The sequence below is a fragment of the Flavobacterium sp. LHD-80 genome (assembly GCF_030929605.1).
GTDB lineage: Bacteria > Bacteroidota > Bacteroidia > Flavobacteriales > Flavobacteriaceae > Flavobacterium.
This window is the reverse complement of record NZ_JAVFVS010000008.1, coordinates 189,875-214,809: the sequence shown is the minus strand read 5'-3', so window position 1 is coordinate 214,809 and position 24,935 is coordinate 189,875. Positions and strand designations below refer to the sequence as shown.

At 33.3% G+C, this 24,935-nt stretch carries 29 protein-coding genes and 1 tRNA gene; 7 read left to right on the top strand and 23 right to left on the bottom strand.

Annotated elements, in window-relative coordinates:
* Positions 1 to 20: 20 nt before the first annotated feature.
* The 3 genes from RB619_RS12395 to RB619_RS12385 all read left to right on the top strand — a co-directional run bounded on the left by RB619_RS12395 (position 21) and on the right by RB619_RS12385 (position 2,175).
* Complete coding sequence (locus RB619_RS12395) at positions 21 to 377, top strand: hypothetical protein (protein ID WP_308097864.1); 357 nt, start codon at positions 21 to 23, stop codon at positions 375 to 377.
* Between the two features lie 152 nt (positions 378 to 529).
* A complete protein-coding gene (locus tag RB619_RS12390; RefSeq protein ID WP_308097862.1) occupies positions 530 to 886 on the top strand; it encodes a hypothetical protein in 357 nt (118 codons plus the stop codon).
* A gap of 83 nt (positions 887 to 969) precedes the next feature.
* Positions 970 to 2,175, top strand: coding sequence for a cytochrome c3 family protein (locus RB619_RS12385; RefSeq protein ID WP_308097860.1), 1,206 nt, complete (start codon positions 970 to 972; stop codon positions 2,173 to 2,175).
* 8 nt (positions 2,176 to 2,183) lie between these two features.
* Here the strand turns inward: RB619_RS12385 and RB619_RS12380 are convergent, their stop codons facing one another.
* The 4 genes from RB619_RS12380 to RB619_RS12365 all read right to left on the bottom strand — a co-directional run bounded on the left by RB619_RS12380 (position 2,184) and on the right by RB619_RS12365 (position 4,625).
* Entirely contained in the window at positions 2,184 to 2,927 is a 744-nt protein-coding gene (locus RB619_RS12380; protein WP_308097858.1) for a UDP-2,3-diacylglucosamine diphosphatase, read from the bottom strand.
* A 102-nt stretch (positions 2,928 to 3,029) separates the two neighbouring features.
* Positions 3,030 to 3,482, bottom strand: a complete 453-nt coding sequence (locus RB619_RS12375) for a 6-carboxytetrahydropterin synthase (protein ID WP_035653234.1) — start codon at positions 3,480 to 3,482, stop codon at positions 3,030 to 3,032.
* 33 nt (positions 3,483 to 3,515) lie between these two features.
* On the bottom strand, positions 3,516 to 3,692 hold the full coding sequence (locus RB619_RS12370) for a hypothetical protein (protein WP_308097855.1): 177 nt from the start codon (positions 3,690 to 3,692) through the stop codon (positions 3,516 to 3,518).
* A 168-nt stretch (positions 3,693 to 3,860) separates the two neighbouring features.
* Positions 3,861 to 4,625: an enoyl-CoA hydratase/isomerase family protein gene (locus tag RB619_RS12365; RefSeq protein ID WP_308097853.1), complete on the bottom strand. Its 765-nt coding sequence runs from the start codon at positions 4,623 to 4,625 to the stop codon at positions 3,861 to 3,863.
* 269 nt (positions 4,626 to 4,894) lie between these two features.
* Here RB619_RS12365 and RB619_RS12360 point away from each other — a divergent pair.
* Both RB619_RS12360 and RB619_RS12355 read left to right on the top strand, forming a co-directional pair.
* Positions 4,895 to 4,968: transfer RNA gene (locus tag RB619_RS12360), tRNA-Ala, on the top strand.
* Positions 4,969 to 5,034: 66 nt separating this feature from the next.
* A complete protein-coding gene (locus RB619_RS12355) occupies positions 5,035 to 5,283 on the top strand; it encodes a GIY-YIG nuclease family protein (RefSeq protein WP_308097851.1) in 249 nt (82 codons plus the stop codon).
* A 219-nt stretch (positions 5,284 to 5,502) separates the two neighbouring features.
* On the opposite strand, the gene RB619_RS12350 is transcribed toward RB619_RS12355, so the two are convergent.
* From RB619_RS12350 to RB619_RS12325, 6 genes are all read right to left on the bottom strand, one after another.
* Positions 5,503 to 5,679, bottom strand: a complete 177-nt coding sequence (locus tag RB619_RS12350) for a hypothetical protein (RefSeq protein WP_308097849.1) — start codon at positions 5,677 to 5,679, stop codon at positions 5,503 to 5,505.
* 811 nt (positions 5,680 to 6,490) lie between these two features.
* Positions 6,491 to 7,984 (bottom strand): P-loop ATPase, Sll1717 family, encoded by a 1,494-nt coding sequence (locus tag RB619_RS12345; protein WP_308097847.1) that lies wholly within the window; start codon positions 7,982 to 7,984, stop codon positions 6,491 to 6,493.
* A 61-nt stretch (positions 7,985 to 8,045) separates the two neighbouring features.
* The gene (locus RB619_RS12340; protein ID WP_308097845.1) at positions 8,046 to 8,330 is read right to left on the bottom strand and encodes a DUF3892 domain-containing protein; all 285 of its coding nucleotides are present in this window, start codon (positions 8,328 to 8,330) and stop codon (positions 8,046 to 8,048) included.
* A 209-nt stretch (positions 8,331 to 8,539) separates the two neighbouring features.
* The gene (locus RB619_RS12335; protein ID WP_308097843.1) at positions 8,540 to 9,499 is read right to left on the bottom strand and encodes a lipid A deacylase LpxR family protein; all 960 of its coding nucleotides are present in this window, start codon (positions 9,497 to 9,499) and stop codon (positions 8,540 to 8,542) included.
* Entirely contained in the window at positions 9,486 to 10,262 is a 777-nt protein-coding gene (gene mtgA, locus RB619_RS12330; protein ID WP_308097841.1) for a monofunctional biosynthetic peptidoglycan transglycosylase, read from the bottom strand. The genes RB619_RS12335 and mtgA overlap by 14 nt, the downstream gene beginning before the upstream one ends.
* The gene (locus RB619_RS12325) at positions 10,262 to 11,374 is read right to left on the bottom strand and encodes an FAD-dependent oxidoreductase (protein ID WP_308097839.1); all 1,113 of its coding nucleotides are present in this window, start codon (positions 11,372 to 11,374) and stop codon (positions 10,262 to 10,264) included. Before RB619_RS12325 ends, mtgA begins: the two co-directional genes overlap by 1 nt.
* A gap of 206 nt (positions 11,375 to 11,580) precedes the next feature.
* Between RB619_RS12325 and RB619_RS12320 the strand changes: the two genes are divergently transcribed.
* The gene (locus RB619_RS12320) at positions 11,581 to 13,482 is read left to right on the top strand and encodes a S9 family peptidase (RefSeq protein WP_308097837.1); all 1,902 of its coding nucleotides are present in this window, start codon (positions 11,581 to 11,583) and stop codon (positions 13,480 to 13,482) included.
* Positions 13,483 to 13,653: 171 nt separating this feature from the next.
* A complete protein-coding gene (locus RB619_RS12315) occupies positions 13,654 to 16,089 on the top strand; it encodes an ATP-binding protein (RefSeq protein ID WP_308097835.1) in 2,436 nt (811 codons plus the stop codon).
* Here RB619_RS12315 and RB619_RS12310 read toward each other — a convergent pair.
* The 13 genes from RB619_RS12310 to pdxA form a co-directional block, all read right to left on the bottom strand.
* Positions 16,086 to 17,435 carry a sigma-54 dependent transcriptional regulator gene (locus RB619_RS12310; RefSeq protein WP_308097834.1) on the bottom strand — a complete coding sequence of 450 codons (1,350 nt, stop codon included), beginning with the start codon at positions 17,433 to 17,435 and terminating at the stop codon, positions 16,086 to 16,088. The two genes, RB619_RS12315 and RB619_RS12310, sit on opposite strands and share 4 nt — an antisense overlap.
* Before the next feature lie 147 nt (positions 17,436 to 17,582).
* Positions 17,583 to 17,879 (bottom strand): hypothetical protein, encoded by a 297-nt coding sequence (locus tag RB619_RS12305; RefSeq protein ID WP_308097832.1) that lies wholly within the window; start codon positions 17,877 to 17,879, stop codon positions 17,583 to 17,585.
* 18 nt (positions 17,880 to 17,897) lie between these two features.
* On the bottom strand, positions 17,898 to 18,194 hold the full coding sequence (locus tag RB619_RS12300; protein WP_308097830.1) for a hypothetical protein: 297 nt from the start codon (positions 18,192 to 18,194) through the stop codon (positions 17,898 to 17,900).
* 18 nt (positions 18,195 to 18,212) lie between these two features.
* The gene (locus RB619_RS12295) at positions 18,213 to 18,500 is read right to left on the bottom strand and encodes a hypothetical protein (protein ID WP_308097829.1); all 288 of its coding nucleotides are present in this window, start codon (positions 18,498 to 18,500) and stop codon (positions 18,213 to 18,215) included.
* Positions 18,501 to 18,524: 24 nt separating this feature from the next.
* On the bottom strand, positions 18,525 to 18,821 hold the full coding sequence (locus RB619_RS12290) for a hypothetical protein (RefSeq protein ID WP_308097827.1): 297 nt from the start codon (positions 18,819 to 18,821) through the stop codon (positions 18,525 to 18,527).
* Between the two features lie 51 nt (positions 18,822 to 18,872).
* Positions 18,873 to 19,175 carry a hypothetical protein gene (locus RB619_RS12285; protein ID WP_308097825.1) on the bottom strand — a complete coding sequence of 101 codons (303 nt, stop codon included), beginning with the start codon at positions 19,173 to 19,175 and terminating at the stop codon, positions 18,873 to 18,875.
* Positions 19,176 to 19,250: 75 nt separating this feature from the next.
* A complete protein-coding gene (locus tag RB619_RS12280; RefSeq protein ID WP_308097823.1) occupies positions 19,251 to 19,547 on the bottom strand; it encodes a hypothetical protein in 297 nt (98 codons plus the stop codon).
* Between the two features lie 292 nt (positions 19,548 to 19,839).
* A complete protein-coding gene (accC, locus tag RB619_RS12275) occupies positions 19,840 to 21,186 on the bottom strand; it encodes an acetyl-CoA carboxylase biotin carboxylase subunit (protein ID WP_095928349.1) in 1,347 nt (448 codons plus the stop codon).
* A gap of 104 nt (positions 21,187 to 21,290) precedes the next feature.
* On the bottom strand, positions 21,291 to 21,779 hold the full coding sequence (accB, locus tag RB619_RS12270) for an acetyl-CoA carboxylase biotin carboxyl carrier protein (protein ID WP_035653194.1): 489 nt from the start codon (positions 21,777 to 21,779) through the stop codon (positions 21,291 to 21,293).
* A 23-nt stretch (positions 21,780 to 21,802) separates the two neighbouring features.
* Positions 21,803 to 22,801 carry a beta-ketoacyl-ACP synthase III gene (locus RB619_RS12265; RefSeq protein ID WP_308097819.1) on the bottom strand — a complete coding sequence of 333 codons (999 nt, stop codon included), beginning with the start codon at positions 22,799 to 22,801 and terminating at the stop codon, positions 21,803 to 21,805.
* A gap of 173 nt (positions 22,802 to 22,974) precedes the next feature.
* Positions 22,975 to 23,169 carry a 50S ribosomal protein L32 gene (rpmF, locus tag RB619_RS12260; RefSeq protein ID WP_008465217.1) on the bottom strand — a complete coding sequence of 65 codons (195 nt, stop codon included), beginning with the start codon at positions 23,167 to 23,169 and terminating at the stop codon, positions 22,975 to 22,977.
* 9 nt (positions 23,170 to 23,178) lie between these two features.
* On the bottom strand, positions 23,179 to 23,730 hold the full coding sequence (locus tag RB619_RS12255; RefSeq protein ID WP_308097817.1) for a DUF177 domain-containing protein: 552 nt from the start codon (positions 23,728 to 23,730) through the stop codon (positions 23,179 to 23,181).
* Positions 23,731 to 23,835: 105 nt separating this feature from the next.
* Complete coding sequence (gene pdxA, locus RB619_RS12250; protein WP_308097815.1) at positions 23,836 to 24,885, bottom strand: 4-hydroxythreonine-4-phosphate dehydrogenase PdxA; 1,050 nt, start codon at positions 24,883 to 24,885, stop codon at positions 23,836 to 23,838.
* Positions 24,886 to 24,935 lie beyond the last annotated feature (50 nt).

Below are 24,935 nucleotides of genomic sequence, written 5' to 3'. Positions count from 1 at the left end.
TGCAGCGTAAAAAAAATGCCATGAAGGACATCGAACAAATATATCGCAACGATTTTGGAATTTCATTTTATTGGAAAGAAGGCAATGAAATTGTATCAGATAAAATTCAACTTCTTTTTAAGCAAATGGGATTTTATTTTTCAGTTCAGGAACTGAATGAATTTCACGATTTAATTGAAGATTGCGTAATTGATCAAAATACTGATGATACGCATAGCACAAAACGCGTCTTTGATAAGTTTTTATTGAAAACACCTTACGTTGCATTAGATTTAGAAATATCACCAATGGAATTAGATTCTATAAAAGACTTGGTTGACGGTTCATTATTTCGACTTAATCTCAATGAATATATCCACGGTTCTGGAATGAACTAAAATAATTCTACCTCTCTTAAACAACAAATCCTAACTTCTTTTCTCATCACGATTATGTAAGCTGGACCAAAACATTTTTCAAATTTTTATGATTTTTTTATTTAGAATTAATATAAATAATATTTATATTTGTCTGAATAAAAGGATTTACGATGAGAGAAATAGAACAGATATATCATAACAACTTTGGGATAGCTTTTTATTGGAAACAAAATAACCAAACCATTCTTGACAAAATACAATTGGTTTTTAAGGAAACTGGCTTTTACTTTACAATTGCAGAAATGAATCAGTTTTGTGATTTGATTGAAGACAGCATTATTGAAAATGCTTGTTGCGAAGCCTGCGAATTAAAATATTCGTGCCATAAATTTTTATTGAAAACACCTTGTTCTTCTATAGATTTAGCCGTTTCTATGACCGAATTAAAATCAATTAAAGATTTAGTTGAAGGTTCTCTTTTCCGAATTGAATTAGATGAATATGTTTATGGTCCGGGCTTAAACTAAGAACCATTCTAAATATTTTAACAGTATTTTTTCATTATTGAAATATATTTTGATTTTCTTCAAAAAAAAGTATATTTACGGCAATGAAAAAAATCCGCATTCTTTTTGCCCTTCTGGTTTTAGCTGTATATTTTACAAGCTGTAAAAATTCATCTGACGATTATATTGATCCTCGCGGTACTGATTATGCGGGTTCTGAAAGCTGTATTCAATGCCATCAGACACAATATGACATGGCTTTAAAAAGTTCGCACTTTAAGGCTACAGCGCCAGCTATGCCCGGAAATATTTTGGGTGATTTTGACAAAGGTGATCATACTTTTATTTATGACAAAGACACCAAATTGGTAATGGAAAAACACGGCGATAGTCTTTTTCAAGTTTTATATAAAAACGGAAAAAAAGTCGAGGCACATAGTTTTGATATTGTTTTTGGAATAAAACATGCTCAAACTTCGGTTTATTGGCGAAACAATAACACTTACGAACTTCCACTTTCTTACTATAATGCAATAAATAACTGGGCAACAAGTCCAGGTTTTCCAGCAGATAAACCTTATTTTGACCGAATGGTTGTAAAAGACTGTTATTCCTGTCATGCCTCAAATGCAAGTAGCCGAAGCGTGAATCAAAATTCTGCAGAAAAAAACATGATGTCAATGGATGTTGAAGATATCATCAAAAAGGAAACAATCGTTTACGGAATTGACTGTGAAAAATGTCATGGCCCAGCCAAAAAACATGTTGAATTTCATTTGAAAAATCCAAATATAAAAGTAGCCAACAGCATTACTAGTTATAAAAATTTAAGCAGACAACAAAGACTTGATGCCTGCGCACTTTGTCACGCTGGAAATGACGGAATGAAAATGAAATCGCGTTTTGATTTTAAACCAGGAGATAATTTAACAGATTATTACAGAGCAACGAGAAGCGTTACAGACACAGCACAATTTGATGTTCATGGAAATCAGTTCCGTTTAATGGCACAAAGCAAATGTTTCATCAACAGCGAAAAAATGGATTGTATTACGTGTCATAATCCGCATGAAAATGCTTCTAAGAATATGGCATCGTATTCAAAAATCTGTATGAGTTGTCATCAAGGTTTAAAACACAACGAAAAAACACAGAAATTAATGCCCGAAAAATTATTGGCTTCTAATTGTGTGGAATGTCATATGCCGAAAAAAGCGTCAGGAGCAATTAAATTTCAGCTTTCAAGCAGCAAACAACTTTCAGAATATATTTTGAGAACACACAAAATCGGAATTTATCCAACGAAATAAAATCGGAATTACTTTTCGAATTTTTTAAGTTCGAAAGTTTCTCCGTCAAAAACACCGTAGGTAAAATAACCAATCCAATCACCTAAATTCACGTAATTAGAATCGTCTCCAACCGGAATAATCATTGGCAAATGACGATGCCCGAAAATGAAATAATTATAGTGTTTCGTTTCTAGCTTTCGTTTGGCGTATAAAACCAGCCATTCATTTTCTTCACCAAGAAATTTTACATCTTCGTCGCCAGAAATCAGTTTGTTTTTTACCGATAAATATTGTGCTAAACTAACTCCAACATCTGGATGAAGCCAGCGGAAAAGCCATTTTGAAAACGGATTTGTAAACACCTTTTTCATTCGTTTATACCCTTTATCGCCAGGACCTTTTCCGTCGCCGTGGCCAATTAAAAAGGTTTTTCCGTTAAAAGTAAATTCTTTGTTGTCGTGATAAACCGGAATATTCAATTCGGTTTCAAAATAATCATTCATCCAAAGATCATGGTTCCCAACAAAAAAGTAAATCGGAATCCCACTGTCGCGAATTTCAGCCAATTTGCCTAAAATACGCACAAAACCTTTTGGCACAACCGTTTTATACTCAAACCAAAAATCAAACAAATCACCCAGCAAAAAAATAGCTTCCGCATCTTCTTTAACCTCATCTAGCCACGCCACAAATTTCTTTTCGCGCGGTAAACTCAATTCAGGAGTTGGCGCACCAAAATGCTGATCTGAAGCAAAATATATTTTTTTCATTTGGATTATTAGAATTTTAGACTTCTTAGATTGTTAGACTTCTTAGATTTTTTTGACAACTAAGATAAAACTTTTGACTTTTGACTTTTGACTTTCGACTATTTACAAATTATCAGAAGCATACCATTCTGCAAAAGACGATTCAGTTTCTTGAAGTTTTAATGAGAAAAGAGAAATTCCTTTTGGAAGTCTTGCTACGATTCTTTCAGCAAAATCAACCACCATATTTTCACTTGTTGGCTGATAATCAACCAAAATTACGTGGTGTCCGCGATTTTTCAATTCGTTAGCCAATTCAATATGTGGCGTTGTTTGATTAAAAACCGTTGCATGATCAAACTGATCGACGATTTCTTCTTTTACAATTTTCTTTAGATCCGAAAAGTCAATTACCATTCCGAATTTCACATTCGATCGATCTGTAATTGGCGAACCAATAACAGTTACCGACAATTTATAACTGTGTCCGTGAACGTTCTTGCATTTTCCGTCGTAACCGTACAAAGCGTGGCCGGTTTCGAAGCTAAATTGTTTTGTAATTCTGATATTACTCATCGATGTTTAATTTTAAGCTTGCAAATTTACAAATTAATAACCGTTTTCGTCTCTTTTTTTAGCACGCTTATACATCCACAAGGCAATTCCGCCTAAAATCAGGAACGGAATAAAAGATCCAATCACAACACCGATCTGATAACCGCTGTCTGGCGCGTTTTTAATTTTCTCCGCAACATCAACTTTTTGTAATAATGAAATAATATGCATACTCTAAAATTTGATTTAAACACATAGAAACATAGGTTTTTCTTTTCTGGAAAGGCAATTGAAAGAAACTAGTTTCTAACACATAGCTATGTTTATTAATGCAAGTGAAACGCCTTTTTTGCGGCTTCAAAAACTATGTTTCTATGTGTTTAAATTTATTAGTAATCCTTATTTTTTAAACTGAAGCAAAGCATTTCGGCTAAAATCAGACAAAACCAATTTTCCCGTAATTTTAGCACGCTCAATTAATATCGATTCCCATTGCTCCGTTCCTTCCCAAATGATTTTTTTCATTTCAAACAAAGCTTGCGGATTATATGAACTTAGTTTTTGAGCAAAATTTAAAACTTCAACATCTAATTCTGCTGCATTATGAAGCGATGCATAAAGCCCGTTTTGAAGCGCCCATTCTGCAGATTTCCATTCGTGCGCTGCCAAAGTCATTTCGGTCATCGCTCTTTTTCCAATTTTACGTGAAACAGCTGGTTCAATCACAAAAGGTCCAATTCCGATAGCCAATTCAGATAATTTCACAGCACTTTCCGGTGTAGCAAAAACATAATCGCAAGCCGAAATAATTCCAACACCGCCTCCAACTGCTTTTCCTTGAACGCGACCAATAATTAATTTATTGCAATTGCGCATCGCATTCAGCAAATGAGCAAAACCAGAGAAAAATTCCGTTCCTTGTTCTTCATTTTCTACTTGTAAAAGTTCATCAAACGAAGCTCCGGAACAAAAAACTCTATTTCCTTCACTTTTTAAAATAATAACCGAAACATTTTCATTTCGACTTAAAGAATTAATTTCGGCCGTAAGGCGGTCCAACAATTGGCGCGGAAAAGAATTGCTCGCAGGATGACCAAACTGAACGGTTGCAATAGTATTTTGAAAAGAAGTTTCTAAACTTCCGTTTGCATTTTCTAAACTCATAAAAACAGATTTAAAAGTAAAGTTACGCTTTTGAAAAATAATACTCCAGAAACTCACCGAAATTTGTTTTTTGAAATTTATTTGACTTTATTTGTTAACGCTTTGGGGGATTAGCTCATTTGGCTAGAGTATCCCGATGAAAAATCGGGAAGGTGACAGTTCGAATACAGTATTCTTCACAAAACAAGGGGATTAGCTCATTTGGCTAGAGCGTCCCGATGAAAAATCGGGAAGGCGACAGTTCGAATACAGTATTCTTCACAAAACAAGGGGGATTAGCTCATTTGGCTAGAGCGCTACGCTGGCAGCGTAGAGGTGATCGGTTCGAATCCGATATTCTCCACTAATTATTGAAAAAATACCCAAACAGAATCAATTATCTGTTTGGGTATTTTCATTTATATCAATTATGTTTTACACTTATATCCTATATTCGAAAACACTGAACAAGTATTACATTGGCTCTTGTCAAAATATTGAACAACGTTTACAAGATCATTTAAATAGCAGAAGTAAATTTACCAAAGTAGCTAAAGACTGGGAATTAAAGTACTTTGAAACATTCATGACAAGAAGTGATGCCTGTAAAAGAGAATTGCAAATCAAAAAAATGAAAAGCAGAAAATATATCGAAAATCTAATAACAACAAAAGGCTAGAGTATCCCGATACATCGGGAAGGTGATCGGTTCTCCCGATGCATCTGGACGATATTCTCCACAAAATAAAACCCTTGTAAATTATTTTTACAAGGGTTTTATTTTTCTATAATTTCGCAATCTTGTCATTTCGAGGAACGAGAAATCACACTAGTATATCGCCAATCTTTATCGATTTACTAGTGTGATTTCTCGTTCCTCGAAATGACAAACCAAGCATTATTTCTCATTTGCCGAGTCATCAGCATCAACTCTCTTTTTTTCTGCTTTTTTAAAATCGTTATTCAGCAAATTTTCCAATTTCTTCTTTTCCTTCAAATTTTTTCTGATCGTTAACACAACCAAAACAACAACCAAGATTGCCACAATGCCTATTATGTTCCAATTGATATCCATGACGTGAATTTTTACTTAAATATAAAAAAATTAAAGCATTCATCATATTATCAAAAAGTTAAGAGTTGGCCTGAGTTTATTTTTTAAAATTTAAGGAGCATAAATTTGGTTTTCAACACAAGATTCGTCCCGCTGTCCACTATATCTTTTCCCTGCTAAAGAAGCAGGAAAAAGGATGCCGTTCCCATCGGGGCTAGACGAGATGTTTTTGTTTTTAGTAGATGTTTTTTGATCTGGATTGCCGAATTACTTTATTGGCACTAATTTCAACTCCGCTCCAGCGGGTTTCTGGAAGCTTTCTTTGCTTTAAAATTAACTATTAATCAATTTTTGCATTATTCAAGAGTACTATTTTAAATAAAAAACAAAAATTTAACCTTAAATTGAGAATTAATCAACATGTTGTTTGTACTTTTGCAGCATATTTGAACGCAATATACGTCTAAAGAAGACTAAAGCGCACTCAAATTTTTAAGAAAACAATAAATATCTGTTTTTGAATTAAGTATCATTTTTAAATATTTCTGAATTAGTACCCCGAAATTATTAAGATAGGTAATTCATATTATAGATAAATACCAAAAAAAGCCATAACAAAAGTTATGGCTTTTTTTATTTAAAAACTTACATCAATAAAAAACTCATCCTGATAGCCTGGCTGTCCACTATATTTTTTCTCTGTTAAAGAAGAAAGAAAAAAATTTCTTTACATCGGAGCTAAATAAGATGTTTTTATTTTTAGTAGTTGTTTTTTGATTTGGATTGTCGAATTACTTTGTGAGCGCGAATTGCAAATCTGTGCTATTAAAGATTATTCAATCTTAGTTACAATTCTCTTGACAAGATATTCTACTTTTGGATCAATTACTTCATAATATTTAATATTATTTGGCCCTAAAATATCCTCTTCTCTAATTAACCTATAATTAATCATTAGTTTAATATGTCCGTCTGATTGAGGTCCATTTAAATTATAAGTCTCTGCCAATTGTTTCACAGTAAATCTTATCAATCTAACTCCTAGAATTCTATTTATCATAGCTTTTATTTCTTTATTTCTTCCTGTCTTAGAAGGATAAATAGAATCATAATCGTAATTCGAACAAAATGAAATCAAACCATTTGTTATTGAATTACCATCAAAGCATTTAACATTTTGATTATTGTTTGATTGTTCACGATAAATATCAGAAAGCAAGGAAATTAAATCCCGTGGAGAATTATTTGCAATGTGAATTAATTCATGTCTATCAATTTCATTTGGAACTAAATCTTTTAATGTTTTACTATTATTTACAGAAAAAAATCTAATTCTTTTATTAATTAATGGTTCTAAATCTGAAGATTTCCAACGAACATCTATGAATCCAAATTTATCAAATCGCACAGTTCCAGAAAGCTCTGATCTTAACTCAGACCATAAACTAAAACCAATAGCAAGTCTATCATTTAAAAGAAGTTCCGTGTCTGAGAGTATCTCACTTGTAAACGTACCAATCTTCGAAACATCTTGACTCAACTCTTGATATTCGTCAATTTTATCAAATAAAATTATAGTCGTATAAAAATCTAATTTAGTAAATATTGATAAAAGCTGATCTAACATTTGTTTTAAGCCATCTTTTGAACAATCTTCCTTATCGATATCTATTGTTTGAAAATTAACTTCTGAAATTTTCCCAAAGTATTCTTTATATACATTTGCAGAATCAATCATCTCAAGTCCTAATGACTGGCGAATAAAATTAGAGGTAATTGAAATTGCAGTCGAAACAACAGTATTTGCAGGAACTAAACCTAATGAGTTAAAAATTCTGACAAATAAATTTCTGGTTTTGACTTTATGAATATTATCATAAATATTTTTATATTCTTCATTACTTAAAGTCCTAAAAAACAATCTAATAAAAAAGGCCAGCTTTTGCTTTTCTGACAAATCCAGCTTTTTAATTAAATCTTTATTTTTATCTAGATAAATTGCAAGTTTCGTTACTAAAGTTTTTAAAATTAGTTTTAAAAATGCAGTTTCATTTCTTTTAGTGGGAATTGTATCAAACCTATCAATTTTGATCACAAATAAATTAGGTTCTTTTTCTAAGTCTTCAACTAACTTATTAATAATGGAAGATTTTCCATGACCACGCTGTCCAATAATGAATCGGCTATCTCCACCTGATAAATCACTTGTAAGTGTCTTGTAGTAGTTTGGTTCAAAAAAAATATTTTCCAAGAAATCTAATTCTTGTTCTGAAGATCTTTTAGAAAATGGGTTTTTCCTTAGACCAAGATTTTCGTCAAGTGTCAAATTAAAATATTTAATATTAAATTACGAATATAAAACATTTTTAATTAGTTGCATTTTATTTTTAGTACGGGCATTCTGGCAGACTTAATAAATTATTTGGTTCTAATCCATCATTCTCTGTTTTTAAATATTTATTACCTTCATGAGATGAAATCACAACATTAACAACAGATCCATTATTATTTACATAAAAACTCCACTTTCCCGATTCAATTCCATCAATAGCCATCTGCAAAGGAATTCTCCATCTGCTTCCATTTGCATTTAAACCTCCAATATTATCAATTCTTTCATAAGCACTTTGCCTATTAGATTTGTTTATACATTTAATTTCGTGTCTATCCATGCTTCCTAGATTTAGGCTTTATAAGAATTCATCTAAAATTATAAAAAAAAAGTGCACAAAACAGATCAACAAATTAAAATTATGTTAAACCTTATGATTAAACTGCATAATAAAAAATGTAATCTTTACTAAAAAACAAAAAACAGCCTTTTAACTATAATCAATAAATATTCAACTCATTAAATGTTTAAAAATTACAATTTTAAACTCTACCTAATCAAAAACCCCATCCTAATACTTCCATAAAAATACCCAGAATTAGTATCAATTCCAGGATCTTTTAATTCTCGGCCTCGATAAAGAAACGAATATGAAATATTAAATTTATTATGGCGGTATTTCAAACCAAATTCGGCGTTAAAACGAAGAGGCTCCAAATCAAAAGTTACAGGGCTCGTATTACTAAACATGCTTCCCTGAATCGTGGCATCATAAAACTGATAATTGACACTCGGCATCGCGTAAAAATAAAATTCGCGGATTTCGTACTGCGGTGCTGCACTTATCGAAGCATCGTGCAAATTGGAATCATAAATAGGAAGTAATTTTTTGAATCCTATTCGGGTTAGAAATCCTGTGGAAACTCCGTCAAAAATAGTTCCCAAATTAGCTTCTGACTGAAAGTGGAGATCTATAAAATCGTTGTGTTTGCTCGGAAATAATTTCTTCGAATACATAACATGCGCCTGCACAGCAAGAGCATTATGAAGCTGATTTTCCCAGCCAAATACTTTTTTGTAGCCAATAAGATGATGAAAACTTTCCTGAGTTTCACGACCAAAAGCATTTGGCCCCATATAACCCAATTGAAAATCAGTTTTTAAAACCGATTCGCTTTGGTAAAAAAAACTGCGTCCAACTTCAGCAAAAAGATAACCCGTAAACGGACGGTCATTAATATCGACAGCCGTTTCATTGATATATCTCGGATTATAAATATATTGACCGAGACGAAATTCGGTTATTTTTTTATTGATTTTTTCGTTTTCATTCTTTGATAAATAGCGGTAGAAAAGCTCTAAACCGTTTGTATAATACATATCATTTTTAGAAGATGTATATAAATCATTATCTGAAATAAATCCAAATTCTTTTGTATTTCCCTGCCCGAAAACCAAAGTCGACGCCAGCAGAAAAATCGCAAAAAGAGCGTTTTTATTTCCCATCATAATTTACTTTTTTCCCAATGTAACGCATCTCGCGAACAATTCTTTCTTTTCTTCTATTGATATAACTGGAAGAACCTGTCGCTTTAAATTTTCTAGGATTTGGAAGAATCGCCGCTATTCCCGCCGCTTGCATTGGCGTTAAGCTCGAAGCATCGCGTCTGTACCAATGTTCTGTCGCTGCATAAGCACCATACACGCCGTCGCCCATTTCAATGCTATTCAAATAGACTTCCATGATTCGTTCTTTGCCCCAAATAACTTCAATTAAAATGGTAAAATAAGCTTCAAGACCTTTACGCAAATAACTTTTTCCCTGCCATAAAAAGACATTTTTGGCTGTTTGTTGCGAAATCGTACTTCCACCACGAATTCGGCGACCGCGCTCGTTGCTTTTATATGCTTTTTGAAGCGCTTTAAAATCGAAACCGTTATGCGTTAAAAAAGTTCCGTCCTCACTAGCGATTACGGCTTTTTGAAGATTCATCGAAATTTTATCAATTGGCTCCCAGTCATGATCAAAATAAACTTCTTTTCCTGCCATTTTGTTTTCAATGGCGCGAATCAGCATCAATGGCGTAAATGGTACCGGAACGTATTTAAAAAAGATAACTGACCCGATTGACAACCCAAAAAACCACAACATTGCTTTTATAAAAAACCATTTGACTTTTTCGCCAAAGGTTCTGTTCGTTTTCTTTTTTGTTGCCGGCTTAGCTTTGCCTGCAGCTGGTTTTTTTGGTGCTGGTTTTTTGGTTACTGCCATTATATTAAATCTGCTAATTCTGTTCCTATTAAACTTCCTATTGCCACTCCCATTCCGCCTAAACGTACACCACAGCACACATTTTCAGAAAGTTGCGTCACAACAGGATTCTTGCTATTACCAACTCCCATGATGCCACTCCAACGATGTGCAATCTGGAAATCCTGATTTGGTAAAATTACATTTTTCAGCAAATCTTCCAATTTATTTTGGATAATTTTCGTCTGGCCAAATTCGGTTGTCGTTTCTCCTTCAAAATCAAGATTTCGGCCTCCGCCAAGTAAAATTCGGTCACCAATATTTCTGAAATAATAATACCCTTTGTCTAAATGAAACGTTCCTTTTATATCTAAATTGTGAATGGGTTCGGTAATCAAAACCTGTGCTCTCGCTGGTTTAACTGCGCCATTTGTCAGTGATCCGGCAAAACCGTTTGTCGCAAAAAGCAGTTTTTTGGTTTTGAAACTAAAATCGTTTAAAACAACTTCAACAGCATTTCCTGAATCTTGATAAGAAGTTACTGTTTGCTGGTTTAAAATTAAAATATCTGCCGAAATTGCTTGCTTCAACAATTCCTGCATCATATTTCCGGTATCGATCTGTGCTTCAAACGGATTAAAAATCAAATATTCTTGAATGTTTTCGAAACCAAAACGATCTACTTCTTTCGAAAAAACATCGGCTTTAAAAAGTGGTTTTAAAACTTCATTTATAAACGGAATTTTAGAAATACATTCGCTAAATCCGAGTTCATCTTCTTTCAAAAATAATTCATAGCCGCCGTGAGGTCTAAAATCAATTGCCGAATCTCCTAACCTTTTTCGGAGCAATTGCAAACCTTTCCAGCGTTTTTCAATAAGCGCCACAACATCGTCTTCTGAATGGGTTTTCAAATCGTCCATAATTTCAGAGAGACTTCCAAAACAAGCAAAACCTGCATTTTTTGTACTTGCGCCTTGTGGTAACATACCTCGTTCCAAAACCAGAATTTTAGCTTCAGGAAATCTTTCTCGCAAGCGCAACGCTGTATGAAGACCAACTATACCGCTTCCAACAATGGTGTAATCTACATTTGTAAACCAGTTTTTTATTTCCCAATAACTTAATTCCATCGATCAAATTTTTATAAAAATAATGATTTTTTTGAACCATATAAGTAATATAAGTTCATTTAAACATTATAAATATTTTATTCTATTTATCATTAAAAACTTAAATTTAAATGAACTTATATTGCTTATATGGTTTAACCTTTTTTAACATTTTGTTGCAAAATTATATTCGTATTTTTAGCGCACAAAAAAATAGAATTTTTATTATGAAAAAAGTAGTAGTAACAACCTTAATAATGATGAGTTTAAACGCTATCGGACAGAATGTGATGTCACCGGAATTGTTATGGAAATTAGGAAGAGTAACACCACTCGGACTTTCGAAAGATGAAAAAAATGTTGTTTTCAAGGTTTCAACGCCTTCTGTTGAGGAAAACAAATCGAGTTCTAAAATTTACACCATTCCTGTAAATGGCGGAACGGCAACTGAAATCAAAGACACAAAAGAAATTTTAAAAGACAAAAATGTTTCGCCAGACGGAAAATTTTTAGTTTATAATGAAGAAGTAAAACTTGACAAGGTTTTAGGAAAAGATTATTATCCAAATCTTACTAAATCTGATGCTCAAATTTATAACGGTTTAGATTACCGTCATTGGGACACTTGGAACGAGGGAAAATTCAACCACGTTTTTTATAAAGAAAACAAAAACGGCGCTAAAGGAATTGACATTTTAAAAGGTGAAACTTTTGATTCTCCGCAAAAACCTTTTGGAGGCGACGAAGATTACATTTGGTCTCCTGACGGAAAAAGCATTTTGTACGTATGCAAGAAAAAAGCAGGAACTGACTATGCAATTTCTACCAACACAAATATTTATGAGTACAATTTAGAGACTCAAAAAACAACAAACAGAACTGAAGATAATTTAGGTTACGATACTGCTCCACAATTTTCTCCAACAGGAAATTTAACTTGGTTGCAAATGAAACGCGATGGTTATGAAGCTGATAAAAATGACATTATTGTTGAATTTAAAGGAATCAAAACTAATTTAACAGCAAACTGGGACGGAACTGTAGATCATTTTATCTGGAGTAAGGATGGCAGAAATGTATTTTTTGTTGCTCCAGTTGACGGAACAAAACAACTTTTTACAGTTAATTTTCCTGGCTTGACTAAAATGGCAATCAACGTTCGCCAGATTACAAATGGTGATTTTGATGTAGCTGATTTAGTTGGTTTTGCAGGTGATGATATTATTGTTACAAGAACTGACATGAATCATGCGGCTGAAATTTTTTCTTATAATTTGAAGAAAAACACTTGGAAACAAATTTCGAATGTAAATACAGATACATACAAAACATTAACATTAAGCAAAACGGAGAAACGTTACGTTACTACAACCGACGGTAAAAAAATGTTAGTTTGGGTAATTTTACCTCCAAATTTTGATGCTTCAAAAAAATATCCAACTTTATTATTCTGCCAAGGCGGACCACAATCTGCATTGACACAATCATACTCTTTCCGTTGGAATTTCTCTTTAATGGCTGCTAAAGGTTATGTGGTAGTAGCTCCAAACCGTCGCGGAATGCCAGGTCATGGTGTTCAATGGAATGAGCAAATCAGTAAAGATTGGGGCGGGCAAGTTATGGACGATTATCTTTCGGCAATTGATGATGTTGCAAAAGAAAGTTATGTTGACAAAAGCCGTTTAGGTTGTGTAGGCGCGAGCTACGGAGGATATTCAGTGTTTTATTTAGCTGGAATTCACAACAATCGTTTCAAAACTTTTATTGCTCACGATGGTGTTTTCAATACCGTTAGTATGCTAGGAACAACTGAAGAAGTTTTCTTTAATAACTGGGATTTTGGCGGTGCATATTGGGAAAAAGATAACGCTGTTGCTCAAAAATCATATACTACTTTTAATCCTGCAACTTTGGTGCAAAACTGGAATCGTCCAATTTTGATTTTCCAAGGAGGAAAAGATTTCCGTGTGCCAATTGGACAAGGACAAGAAGCTTTTCAAGCAGCGCAATTAAGAGGATTAAAAAGCCGATTTGTTTATTTCCCAGATGAAAATCATTGGGTATTGCATCCTCAAAATGCACAAGTTTGGCAAGGTGAATTTTTTAAATGGCTGAACGAAACATTATAAAATAAGTTTTTAATACATTTAATAGCCACAGATTTTTATATAATCTGTGGCTATTTTATTTTCCAAACCTTTGAATTATATAACACTTTAGGCTTAATTTCTCTTTTTAAAACAGATTTTTTTAGATAAATTGCAGTGAAATCGAATTTAAAAACTGCCCAAACTCAATCTATGGAGAGCAAAAAAAGTTATACCGCCATTAAAGTGCTCTTCAGCTACGTTGCATTATTGGCGCTAGTGGTTACTGTGGGATGGTTTTTATATTCTGAAAATGTGGTATACAATAAATTAGAGGATAAAATTGCACTCGAGAAAAACAAGATTTTAAGAGTTAGCAAATTATTCTCAAATGTTTATAAAACAGAAAGTTTAGCCCGAAAAACAATCCAAACCAACTCCGATAAAGATTTTAAAAGCTACGTAATTGAGAGTGATTCCTTGCGCGCAAGAATTGATACTTTAAAACAAATTGTAACGACAGAGTATCAAAAAGTGCTCTTAGATAGTGTTACGTATTTACTTGCCGAAAAAACCAAAAACATTCAGCAGTTAAAAACCATAAAAAACAAAGCCGATGACGAAGTTTCGGTAAATTCGGCTATTGATGAAATTACCAAAATGGAGTTCAAACTCCGCAAACTAGAACTTCAGGATTTTACTAAAAACCCAAATCAGCTTGGGGCTTATCAAAAAAATGTATTGCAGCAATATGTTGATTATCTCAATCAGAATATTCCGGATGACAGCACAAATACGCTGAGCAAAAAAGCTTCAGATTCAATTTTAGCCAATTCGAAAAAACTTTTAAGTTCCGTCAAATTAAGAGCCGAAAAGAAAAAAGAATCGCTGAATTTTGAAGAAAACAAATTGCTCAAAAATGAAATTGCAATTTCTGATCAACTCCGAAAAGTACTTCGAATTATCGAGCGCGAGATTATCATCAATTCCATAAAAAACAATTCGCTAAAAGAAAAATCCCTTAAAAAAGTCAACGAAATTGTTACCGCCTCAGCAATTGCCGGATTAATTCTGACCCTCTTTTTCTCTGTTTTAATCGTCAGCGATTATTCGAAATCGCAGTTGTATAAAAAACAGCTTGAAATCGCGAATTTCAAAACAAAAAATCTGCTCAAAAGCCGTGAACAATTAATTTCGACGGTTAGTCATGATTTAAAAACGCCTTTAAGCACGATTGTAGGCTATTCTGAACTTTTAGGAAATTCAGATGTCAATACAAAACAGTCTTATTTCATCAATAATATTAAAAATTCATCTGAATATATCACACAGTTAGTTCAGGATTTGCTTGATTTTTCGCAAATAGAAGCAGGAAAAATTACGATTGAAAAAGTGCCGTTTTCACTGCCTCAAATTATTGATGAAGTTGCCAAAAGTATTCAGACTGTCTATAAACAAAAGAATATTGATTTAATCATTACTATTGATGAAAAACTAAATTCGAAAATTGTTGGAGATCCTTTCCGATTGAAACAGATTTTGAGCAATATTATTGGAAATGCTTATAAGTTCACGGAAGAAGGTTACATAAAAATCAGCGCTTATCTGGCAGAAAACAATGATTTTTTTGTCATAACAATCGAAGACACCGGAATTGGAATTGAAAAAGGAAATCAGAAATTTGTTTTTGAAGAATTCGCGCAGGCAAATGAAGGCATCGAAAAAAAATATGGAGGAACAGGTTTAGGCTTATCGATCTGCCAAAAAATAATCTCAATTTTAGGTGGGACATTGCAACTTGAGAGCGTTTTTGGACAAGGAAGCACTTTTGAAATTCAGCTTCCTTTGTTGTTTGATACTAGTTCCAACCAATCAGATGAAATTAAAAAAGCAGTTTCAAAGCAAACTACATCACAAACTTTTATTGTTATTGATGATGACATTAATCTTCTGAATTTAACTAGCGGTGTTTTAAGACAGGAAAAACACCAGGTTTTATCTTTTAACAGTGCAGTCAAAGCGTTGGAAGCCATTCAGAAAACCAATTTTGATTTTGTTATTACCGACATTCAAATGCCAGAAATGGACGGGTTCTCGTTTTTGCAAAAACTTAAAACTATGTCAATTTACAACAACCAACCAGTCATTGCCTTGACGGGAAGAACAGATCTTGATGCTTCTGTATATGCTGATGCTGGATTTACAACTGTTGTAAAAAAACCTTATTCTCCGAGAATACTTTTAGATACAATCAGAATTATTTTAGAAGATGACCTTTTGCCGAAAGTTGACACAACAGAAAAAGGAGAAAAAACATCTACAAAATTGTACTCCCTAGTAACTTTAAGAGAGTTTTTGGCCCATGACAAAAATGCTTTAAACGAAGTTTTAAAATCATTTATCGAAAGCACAAATGAAAATCTAACTTTGCTTGAAAATGCCATTTCACTAGAAAATACAGCCGAAATAAATGCAATAGCGCATCGCATCGCTCCAATGTTCAAACAAATCGAAGCTAACGAAATTGCCAAAATACTTGTTGTTTTAGAAAAAAATGAATTTGAAATTACTGATGCAAAAGACATTTACAAAGATCTAAAAGTCAAAATCGTTTCGCTTTTTTCCATCTTAAACAAAGAAATCGTTTAATCGATGTTGTATTGCTTCAATTTATTATAAAGCGTCTTTCTGGTAATTTTAAGCAGTTTTGCAGCTTCAGATTTATTATTCTGCGTTTTAGATAATGCATGAATAATGGTTTCTTTTTCATTTTCAGATAAAGAAAATGTAACCGAATTATCAGAAGAATTTTGTTTTTGTATTTGAAAAAATTCAGCTGGCAATACTTCGCTTTCAATAAAATCGCCGCGCGTTAAAAGTGTCGCACGCTTTACACAATTTTGAAGTTCGCGTAAATTACCAGGCCAGTTGTATTTCTGAAAAATTGCAACCACTTCTGGAGAAAATCCAATAATATCTTTATTTAATTGCTGATTGGCTTTTTCTAGGAAATAATCGGCAAAAACCATTAAATCTTCTTCACGATCTTTTAATGAAGGCGACAGAATAGAGAATTCATTGATTCTATGGTATAAATCTTCTCTAAAATCGCCGTTTTTTACTGCTTCGCGCAAATCTTCATTTGTAGCAGTTATGATTCGGATATCGACGTTTATTTCTTTATTGCTTCCAACAGGTTTTATTTTTCGTTCTTGAAGTGCTCTTAATAACTGAATTTGGTTTTCATAAGAAAGATTTCCAATTTCATCTAGAAAAAGCGTTCCGCCATTTGCAGCTTCAAAATAACCCATTTTGTCGCTGATTGCACCCGTAAAAGAACCTTTTAAATGCCCGAAAAATTCACTTGCCGCAAGTTCTTTCGGAATTGCTCCACAATCAACCGCTATAAAATTATTGTTTTTTCGAGTACTTTGCTGGTGAATGCTTTTTGCGATAATTTCTTTACCAGTTCCGCTTTCGCCGATAATCAAAACAGACATATCTGTTGGACTTACCAATTGAATATGATCCAATAATTTTCTTGAAGCAACAGAAATTCCCTTTACAAATTCGTTTTCTGATGTAGGTTGTTTTTTTGCCGCTTTCTTTTCTTTTGGTGAAATTTCTTCGGCTTCATTATTTTGTAGCGCATTTGTAATTACCAATAAAACCTCATCTGGATTAAACGGTTTCGAAATATAATCAGCAGCACCATTTTTGATAGCTTTTACAGCCGTATTTACATCAGAGTAACCAGTCATCATAATAACAGGAATGTGTGGATGCGAATTTTTAAATTCAGTCATTAATCCGATGCCATCAGAATCTGGCAAACGAAGATCAGTCAAAATCAAATCAAACGATTCGCTTTTAATTGCTGTTCTTGCTTCTGCTGCCGAGAAAGCTATTGTTACATCGTATGCTTTTTTTATTAGAAACTTTTCTAATAATTTGCAAAACGAAATATCATCTTCTATCAATAATATCTTTGACATCTGTTTTTAAGGACTTTTTTGCTAAAATAATACTATTAAAGTTGTATTCTCACAAAATTATGCAAAAAAAAAGAGACTGCTATAAGCAATCTCTTTTTCACCAAAAACATAAATCTAATTCACCTAATTATATTTATAATATATTTATTATATTTTCAGCCAATTGCCATTGACATCTGAGTAAACAGTAGCCTTTTGGTCCTTAACTGATATTTCTAATTTGTATTCTTTTTTCTCGTTTACATATGCTTTTTCCAATTTTGCATTTGGATAAGCAGTCTGCAGAGCAGTTTTTACAGCCGCCGGAACAGCATCTGCGGTAACTTCTGTATATTCTGTTTGAACAAAAACGGACGTATTTATTTTACTTTTAATCGTCTTCGCATTTGTTGGAATAGACAAACTTGCCAGAATAACGGCCCCTGTGATGGCTAACTTTTTCATATTGCTCTTTTTAAAGAATTATTTTTTAATAATATTTCCAGAAGCATCTGTAAAAAAAGTATATTTCTTCTCTCCGCTCGCTATGACAAGTTTATATTCGTTCTTCGCATTTTTGTACGCTTTTTCAAGTTTTGTACCCGCAAAAGATTTTTCAATAGTCGATTTTACAGCTGCTGGAACAGCATCTATAGCAACCTCAGTATATTCATCTTGAATACTTACTGATTGAACCATTTCGGTTTTTGCAACAAGAGTTGCAGCATTGATTGACAAACTTCCAAAAACGACAGCTGCCGATAAGATTAACTTTTTCATAGTGGGGATAGTTTATAGTTACTTTTTAAGAATGTTTCCTTTTGCGTCTGTGTAAACAGTTGATTTTACATCTCGAACAATAATATCGATTTTGTATTCTTTTTTATCGTTTACATAGGCTTTTTCAAGTTTTACACCAGGATAAGCAGCATCTAAAGCTGTTTTGATAGCTGCCGGAACAGCATCAACTTCTTTATACTCATCTTGAAACTTTACTGACTCTGTTGCTGGATTAACAGCAATTGGTGTGGCTTGTACTGACAGTCCTCCTAAAAGAATAGCTGCCGATAATAATATCTTTTTCATAATGATAGTTTTTTAGTTAGCGAATTATTTTTTCACCCAAGATCCATCGGCGTTTGCATATAGAGAACCAACTTTATCACCTACAGTAACTTCTAATTTATATTGAGAAGTTGCATTTTTGTAAGCTTTAGAAAGTACTGCGTCTGGATATGCTTTTTTAAGCGCGTTAGTAACTGCAGAAGGAACTTCTTCTACTTTGATCTCAGTATATTCGTCTTGAATTGAAATTGTTTTTACGATTGTGTTTTTAATTGGAGAAGTTGAAGCAAATGATGTTAAACTTCCCAAAACGATTGCGGCTGATAAAAATAAATTTTTCATAATGTGTGTATATTTAATAGAGTTAATTAATTTGATTGGAACAAAAAGGGCTTATTTTTTTACCCAAGTCCCGTCTGCGTTAGCATAAACAGAACCAACTTTGTCACCTACAGTAACATCAAGTTTATATTGTGATGCTGCATTTTTGTATGCTTTTGAAAGTACTGCATCTGGATACGCTTTTTTAAGTGCGTCTGTAACTGCAGATGGAACTTCTTCTAATTTAATTTCAGTGTACTCGTCTTGAATTGAAATTGTTTTTACGATTGAATTTGATATTGGAGAAGTCGAAGTCGAAGCAAATGATGTTAAACCTCCCAAAACGATTGTGGCTGATAGAAATAATTTTTTCATGATAATAGTATTTTAAGATAGTTAATTTAATTTTAGTATTTTTTATTTGAAAATACACGGGACACGCTTTTTAGATTATTTTTGAATCCAAGTTCCGTCGGCATTAGCAAAAAGATTTCCTTCTTTGCCTCCAACTGTTACGTCCAATTTATATTGTGCTTTTTCATTTTTATATGCTTTAGAAACTACTGCATTTGGAAATGATTTTTTCAAAGCGTCAGTCACTGCAGTTGGCAATTCCTCTAATTTGATTTCAGTATATTCCTCCTGAATTGAAACTGTTTTTATAATAGAATCTTCAACTGAAGAATTTGCTGCGAATGAAGTTAAACTTCCCAAAACAATAGCGGCTGATAAGAGTATCTTTTTCATAATGTAAATTTTAGTTTTGTTTGTAGTTGTTTACGCTTTAGATAATGAAATTATTATGCCGTAATGCAAAAACACACCTTCATCACACCTAAACCCTTGTTTTTAAAGGAATTCTTAGCTTTGTGCCAAAATTTTACCATTACAAAAAGTGTGTAATTCTCCAACCGACTGTATAAAAATTACACAGTTTGACTGTTTCCTTACCTATAAAAACAACAAAACCCGATGAGTAAAAAACGCATCGGGTTTGTATAAGAAATAAAAAAGGCTGTCGAAATCGACAGCCTTAAAATTATTCTGGACTATTCATTTTGAAAGTATCCATAAATGCAGTTGTATAATCTCCTGCAATATATTTTGGATCATCCATTAATTGTCTATGGAAAGGTATTGTAGTTTTCACACCTTCAATTACGAATTCATCCAAAGCTCTTCGCATTTTGCTGATAGCTTCTTCACGAGACTGTGCCGTTGTAATTAACTTGGCAATCATTGAATCGTAGTTTGGCGGAATACTATAACCAGAGTAAACGTGAGTATCTAAACGAACTCCGTGTCCTCCTGGCATATGAAGTGTAGTAATTTTTCCTGGTGAAGGACGAAAATCGTTATAAGGATCTTCAGCATTAATACGAACTTCAATAGCATGTAATTGTGGAAGGTAATTTTTACCAGAAATTGGAATTCCAGCAGCAACCATAATTTGCTCACGAATCAAATCGTAATCAATTACTTGTTCTGTAATAGGATGCTCCACCTGAATACGAGTATTCATTTCCATGAAATAGAAATTTCTGTGTTTGTCTACAAGAAATTCTACAGTTCCAGCTCCTTCGTATTTAATGAATTCTGCCGCTTTTACTGCCGCTTCTCCCATTCTTGCACGAAGATCGTCTGTCATGAAAGGCGAAGGTGTTTCTTCAGTCAATTTTTGGTGACGACGTTGTACAGAGCAATCTCTTTCAGAAAGGTGACATGCTTTTCCGTAAGAATCTCCAACAACTTGAATTTCGATATGACGTGGCTCTTCAATAAGTTTTTCCATGTACATTCCGTCATTTCCAAATGCTGCAGCAGCTTCTTGACGTGCACTTTCCCAAGCTTTTAAAAGCTCTTCTTCTTTCCAGATCGCGCGCATTCCTTTTCCACCACCACCAGCAGTAGCTTTCATCATAACTGGGTAACCAATTTCTTTAGCCACTTTTTGTGCATGTTCATAAGATTCTAACAATCCATCTGAACCTGGCACACAAGGTACTCCTGCTGCTTTCATTGTAGCTTTTGCAGAAGCTTTATCTCCCATTCTGTCGATCATTTCTGGAGCAGCACCAATAAATTTGATTCCGTGCTCTTGACAAATTTTTGAGAATTTAGCATTTTCAGAAAGGAAACCGTATCCTGGGTGTATTGCATCTGCATTTGTAATTTCTGCAGCGGCAATAATATTTGACATTTTTAAGTACGATAAGTTACTTGGAGGGGGACCAATACAAACCGCTTCATCAGCAAACTTAACATGTAAGCTTTCTGCATCGGCTGTAGAATAAACTGCAACAGTTTTAATTCCCATTTCCTTACATGTACGAATTACACGAAGTGCAATTTCTCCTCTATTCGCAATTAATATTTTTTTAAACATCTTATTTTAATTAGATAATTAGACAATTTGATAATTAGATAATTTTAGATGATTTAAAAAAATTTGAACCATTCTAAAATCTAAAATCTAAAATCTAAATTTATTTATGATGGATCTACTAAGAATAAAGGTTGATCAAATTCAACTGGAGACATATCGTCAACAAGAATTTTTACAATTTTACCTGAAACTTCTGATTCGATTTCGTTGAACAATTTCATTGCTTCAATTACACAAAGAACATCTCCTTTTGCGATAGTGCTTCCTACTTCAGTGAAAACTGGTTTGTCTGGAGATGGTTTTCTATAGAATGTTCCAATGATTGGAGATTTTATAGTAATGAATTTAGAATTTTCAGCTGGAGCAGCTGCTTCACTATTTACATTTACAACAACTGGCGCAGCTACTTGAGGAACAGCAGCCTGTGGCAATGCAGCCTGAGCTGGTAATTGCTGTACATAAGTAGCCTCAGTTACATTTGTTTCCAAAGTTGTTCTGATAGTGATTTTTACATCGTCCATCTCTAACTTTACTTCAGCAACTCCCGAATTTGCTACAAATTTGATTAGGTTTTGAATTTCTTTTAAATCCATAATGATTCGTTTTTAGTTTTGATTTATTTTGTATCGTACGCCCATTTTAGGTAAATAGATCCCCAAGTGAATCCACCACCAAAAGCGGCTAAAATAATATTATCTCCTTTTTTGAATTGGTGCTCAAAATCACTTAATACTAATGGTAATGTTGCCGAAGTTGTATTGCCATATTTTTCAATATTCATCAATACTTTTGAATCTTCAAGGTTCATTCTGCTTGCAGTAGCATCAATAATACGTTTGTTTGCTTGATGTGGCACTAACCAATCTACATCTTCGTTAGTCAAATTGTTTCTTTTAACAATCAATTCACTAGCGTCTGCCATATTAGTAACTGCATATTTAAATACAGTTTTTCCGTCTTGAATAATATTGTGTTGTCTGTTTTTAACGGTTTCTTCTGTAGTTGGGATTAAAGAACCTCCAGCAGAAATTTTAAGAAAATCGCGTCCTACACCATCACTTCTTAAGTATTCATCTTGCAAGCCTAAGCCTTCATAATTTGGTTCGAATAAAACAGCACCTGCTCCATCTCCAAAAATAATACAAGTAGATCTGTCTGTGTAATCTACAATTGAAGACATTTTATCAGCTCCAATTAACAAAACTTTTTTGTAACGCCCTGACTGAACATAAGCTGCAGCTGTTGACATTCCGTATAAGAAACTTGAACATGCTGCTTGCAAATCGTATGCAAATGCATTTGTAGCTCCAATTTCTGTTGCAACATAAACTCCTGTAGAGGCTACTGGCATATCTGCCGTAGCTGTTGCCATTATAACCATATCAATCTCTAAAGGATCGATATTTGCTTTTGCTATTAAATCCTGTGCTGCCTTGATAGCAAGAAACGATGTTCCTTTATCAGCATCTTTAAGAATTCTTCTTTCTTTAATTCCGGTACGAGTGGTAATCCATTCGTCATTGGTATCTACCATAGTTTCCAGTACTTTGTTCGAAAGAACAAAATCTGGAACGTAAGCTCCAACAGCGGTAATTGCGGCTGTGATTGTACTCATTATATTCTATTATTTCCTTTCAAATACAGTGTATTTGAAAAATTTTTAAAAGACTTGAAAATTACAAAAAAAAACGAAATTATTTTGTATATAATTTCCTAAAAAAAGAAAATTATAACCAACAAAAAAAACTCTCACTATGTGAGAGTTCTAGTATTTTTTACAAAAACGTATTAAGCAACCGCTTCAGATTTATCGATAACAACTTGTCCTCTGTAATACATTTTACCTTCATGCCAGTAAGCTCTGTGGTATAAATGCGCTTCACCTGTAATAGGACATGTAGCGATTTGAGCTACAGTAGCTTTATAATGTGTTCTTCTCTTATCTCTTCTTGTTTTCGAGGTTTTTCTCTTAGGATGTGCCATTTTACTATATTATTTATCCGTTAATAGTTTCTTTAATTTTTCCCAACGCGGGTCAATATCTTCTTCTTGTTTACTCTCTTCTTTTTTGTCTTTGACTGTTTTTACTTTCAGTTCATTTAGTTTTTTTAACGCTTCGCTTTCTAAGCTACCATCTTTTACTCCTGGATGAACTCGTTTTAGAGGCACTGAAAGAGCAATCATTTCATAAATATATTGTGCGACATTTATTTCAAACTCTCCGTGCGGTAAAATAAGCAACTCTTCATTCTCGTCATTAAACTCCTCTCCAAAACGAACAATTAATTTCATTTTCCCTTTTATAGGAAGATCAAATTCTTCGCCTGTCAAGTCACAAGGCACGTTTACAGTCCCTTTGTGTTTAAAATCCAACTCAAGCATGGTGCTTTTTTTATCTAAAACCAAACTGACTTTGATATCCGAACTTTGAAATTCGTTATACTCAAAGTCCTCAAAGAACTTATTATTTACCTGATACTCAAAATGGTGTTTTCCTAGTTTTAATCCTACGAAAGGAATTAAAAATTCTTTTGTTTTGCTCATTTCAACATCAATTTGAACAATTCGCATCTGTAAACAGATATCTGAATTGGGGTGCAAAGATATAAAATTATTACAAATCTAATAATCTTATTCACCTTTTTTTGTTTATAACTGTTTTTCTTTTATTTTTAGAGGTTTTTGGCTAATCTCCTCATACTGATTACGCGAGCGAAAAATATCGATTGCAAGATAAACTGCTTCTTTAAACGAATTGAAATCTGCCATATCTTTTCCTGCAATGTCATATGCAGTGCCGTGATCCGGCGAAGTCCTAACCCTATTTAAACCCGCAGTATAATTTACACCCTTGCCAAAAGATAATGTTTTGAAAGGAATCAATCCCTGATCGTGATACGTTGCAACAATGGCATCATATTTCTCATATTGACCGCTTCCAAAAAAACCATCCGCAGGAAATGGCCCAAAAACCATAGTGCCTGCGTCAAAAATCTTCTTTAAAACCGGTTTCAAAACTAAATCATCCTCTTTTCCAATAACACCACCATCCCCTGCATGCGGATTCAATCCTAATACAGCAATTTTCGGCTTTACAATACTAAAATCCTGAATCAGTGATTTTCTTATTGTTTCTATTTTTCTTGTAATTAATTCTTCGGTTAAATGCGAAGAAACTTCATTTATAGGCACATGATCTGTCAACAAGCCAACCCTTAAGCTATCCTGCACCATCATCATCAATGCATCGCCCTCTAATTCTTTATCTAAATAATCAGTATGCCCTGGAAATTTAAAATCCTCTGACTGAATATTATATTTATTAATTGGAGCCGTAACCAAAACATCAATCAAACCTTCTTTCAAAGCTTTAGTTGCCGCTACAAAAGATTTAATAGCATATTCTCCAATTTTCTCATCATTTTTACCCAAATTAATATCAACCCCTTCTTTCCAAAGATTGAAAACATTAACTTTTCCTGGTAAAATCTGCTCTAATTTGTCTACACCATGAAACTGAACTGAGGATGTAAAACTCTTTTTAACAAAAGACAGTATTTTAGCATTTGCAAAAATAACAGGCGTACACATCTCCAGCATACGAGAATCCTCGAATGTCTTTAATATAACTTCGCTTCCAATACCGTTTAAATCTCCTACTGAAATTCCAACAATTATATTTTCTGCTTTTTTATTCATGAGCTCAGCTTATTTATTACTAATTTTGATGTGCAAATTTAGTAAAATAA

What these genes read in the sequence shown, in the direction of transcription:
- RB619_RS12395 (WP_308097864.1), top strand. Translation starts at nt 21, where the DNA reads ATGAAGGACATCGAACAAATATATCGCAACGATTTTGGAATTTCATTT.
- RB619_RS12390 (WP_308097862.1), top strand. Translation starts at nt 530, where the DNA reads ATGAGAGAAATAGAACAGATATATCATAACAACTTTGGGATAGCTTTT.
- RB619_RS12385 (WP_308097860.1), top strand. Translation starts at nt 970, where the DNA reads ATGAAAAAAATCCGCATTCTTTTTGCCCTTCTGGTTTTAGCTGTATAT.
- RB619_RS12380 (WP_308097858.1), bottom strand. Translation starts at nt 2,927, where the DNA reads ATGAAAAAAATATATTTTGCTTCAGATCAGCATTTTGGTGCGCCAACT.
- RB619_RS12375 (WP_035653234.1), bottom strand. Translation starts at nt 3,482, where the DNA reads ATGAGTAATATCAGAATTACAAAACAATTTAGCTTCGAAACCGGCCAC.
- RB619_RS12370 (WP_308097855.1), bottom strand. Translation starts at nt 3,692, where the DNA reads ATGCATATTATTTCATTATTACAAAAAGTTGATGTTGCGGAGAAAATT.
- RB619_RS12365 (WP_308097853.1), bottom strand. Translation starts at nt 4,625, where the DNA reads ATGAGTTTAGAAAATGCAAACGGAAGTTTAGAAACTTCTTTTCAAAAT.
- RB619_RS12355 (WP_308097851.1), top strand. Translation starts at nt 5,035, where the DNA reads ATGTTTTACACTTATATCCTATATTCGAAAACACTGAACAAGTATTAC.
- RB619_RS12350 (WP_308097849.1), bottom strand. Translation starts at nt 5,679, where the DNA reads ATGGATATCAATTGGAACATAATAGGCATTGTGGCAATCTTGGTTGTT.
- RB619_RS12340 (WP_308097845.1), bottom strand. Translation starts at nt 8,330, where the DNA reads ATGGATAGACACGAAATTAAATGTATAAACAAATCTAATAGGCAAAGT.
- RB619_RS12335 (WP_308097843.1), bottom strand. Translation starts at nt 9,499, where the DNA reads ATGATGGGAAATAAAAACGCTCTTTTTGCGATTTTTCTGCTGGCGTCG.
- mtgA (WP_308097841.1), bottom strand. Translation starts at nt 10,262, where the DNA reads ATGGCAGTAACCAAAAAACCAGCACCAAAAAAACCAGCTGCAGGCAAA.
- RB619_RS12325 (WP_308097839.1), bottom strand. Translation starts at nt 11,374, where the DNA reads ATGGAATTAAGTTATTGGGAAATAAAAAACTGGTTTACAAATGTAGAT.
- RB619_RS12320 (WP_308097837.1), top strand. Translation starts at nt 11,581, where the DNA reads ATGAAAAAAGTAGTAGTAACAACCTTAATAATGATGAGTTTAAACGCT.
- RB619_RS12315 (WP_308097835.1), top strand. Translation starts at nt 13,654, where the DNA reads ATGGAGAGCAAAAAAAGTTATACCGCCATTAAAGTGCTCTTCAGCTAC.
- RB619_RS12310 (WP_308097834.1), bottom strand. Translation starts at nt 17,435, where the DNA reads ATGTCAAAGATATTATTGATAGAAGATGATATTTCGTTTTGCAAATTA.
- RB619_RS12305 (WP_308097832.1), bottom strand. Translation starts at nt 17,879, where the DNA reads ATGAAAAAGTTAGCCATCACAGGGGCCGTTATTCTGGCAAGTTTGTCT.
- RB619_RS12300 (WP_308097830.1), bottom strand. Translation starts at nt 18,194, where the DNA reads ATGAAAAAGTTAATCTTATCGGCAGCTGTCGTTTTTGGAAGTTTGTCA.
- RB619_RS12295 (WP_308097829.1), bottom strand. Translation starts at nt 18,500, where the DNA reads ATGAAAAAGATATTATTATCGGCAGCTATTCTTTTAGGAGGACTGTCA.
- RB619_RS12290 (WP_308097827.1), bottom strand. Translation starts at nt 18,821, where the DNA reads ATGAAAAATTTATTTTTATCAGCCGCAATCGTTTTGGGAAGTTTAACA.
- RB619_RS12285 (WP_308097825.1), bottom strand. Translation starts at nt 19,175, where the DNA reads ATGAAAAAATTATTTCTATCAGCCACAATCGTTTTGGGAGGTTTAACA.
- RB619_RS12280 (WP_308097823.1), bottom strand. Translation starts at nt 19,547, where the DNA reads ATGAAAAAGATACTCTTATCAGCCGCTATTGTTTTGGGAAGTTTAACT.
- accC (WP_095928349.1), bottom strand. Translation starts at nt 21,186, where the DNA reads ATGTTTAAAAAAATATTAATTGCGAATAGAGGAGAAATTGCACTTCGT.
- accB (WP_035653194.1), bottom strand. Translation starts at nt 21,779, where the DNA reads ATGGATTTAAAAGAAATTCAAAACCTAATCAAATTTGTAGCAAATTCG.
- RB619_RS12265 (WP_308097819.1), bottom strand. Translation starts at nt 22,801, where the DNA reads ATGAGTACAATCACAGCCGCAATTACCGCTGTTGGAGCTTACGTTCCA.
- rpmF (WP_008465217.1), bottom strand. Translation starts at nt 23,169, where the DNA reads ATGGCACATCCTAAGAGAAAAACCTCGAAAACAAGAAGAGATAAGAGA.
- RB619_RS12255 (WP_308097817.1), bottom strand. Translation starts at nt 23,730, where the DNA reads ATGAGCAAAACAAAAGAATTTTTAATTCCTTTCGTAGGATTAAAACTA.
- pdxA (WP_308097815.1), bottom strand. Translation starts at nt 24,885, where the DNA reads ATGAATAAAAAAGCAGAAAATATAATTGTTGGAATTTCAGTAGGAGAT.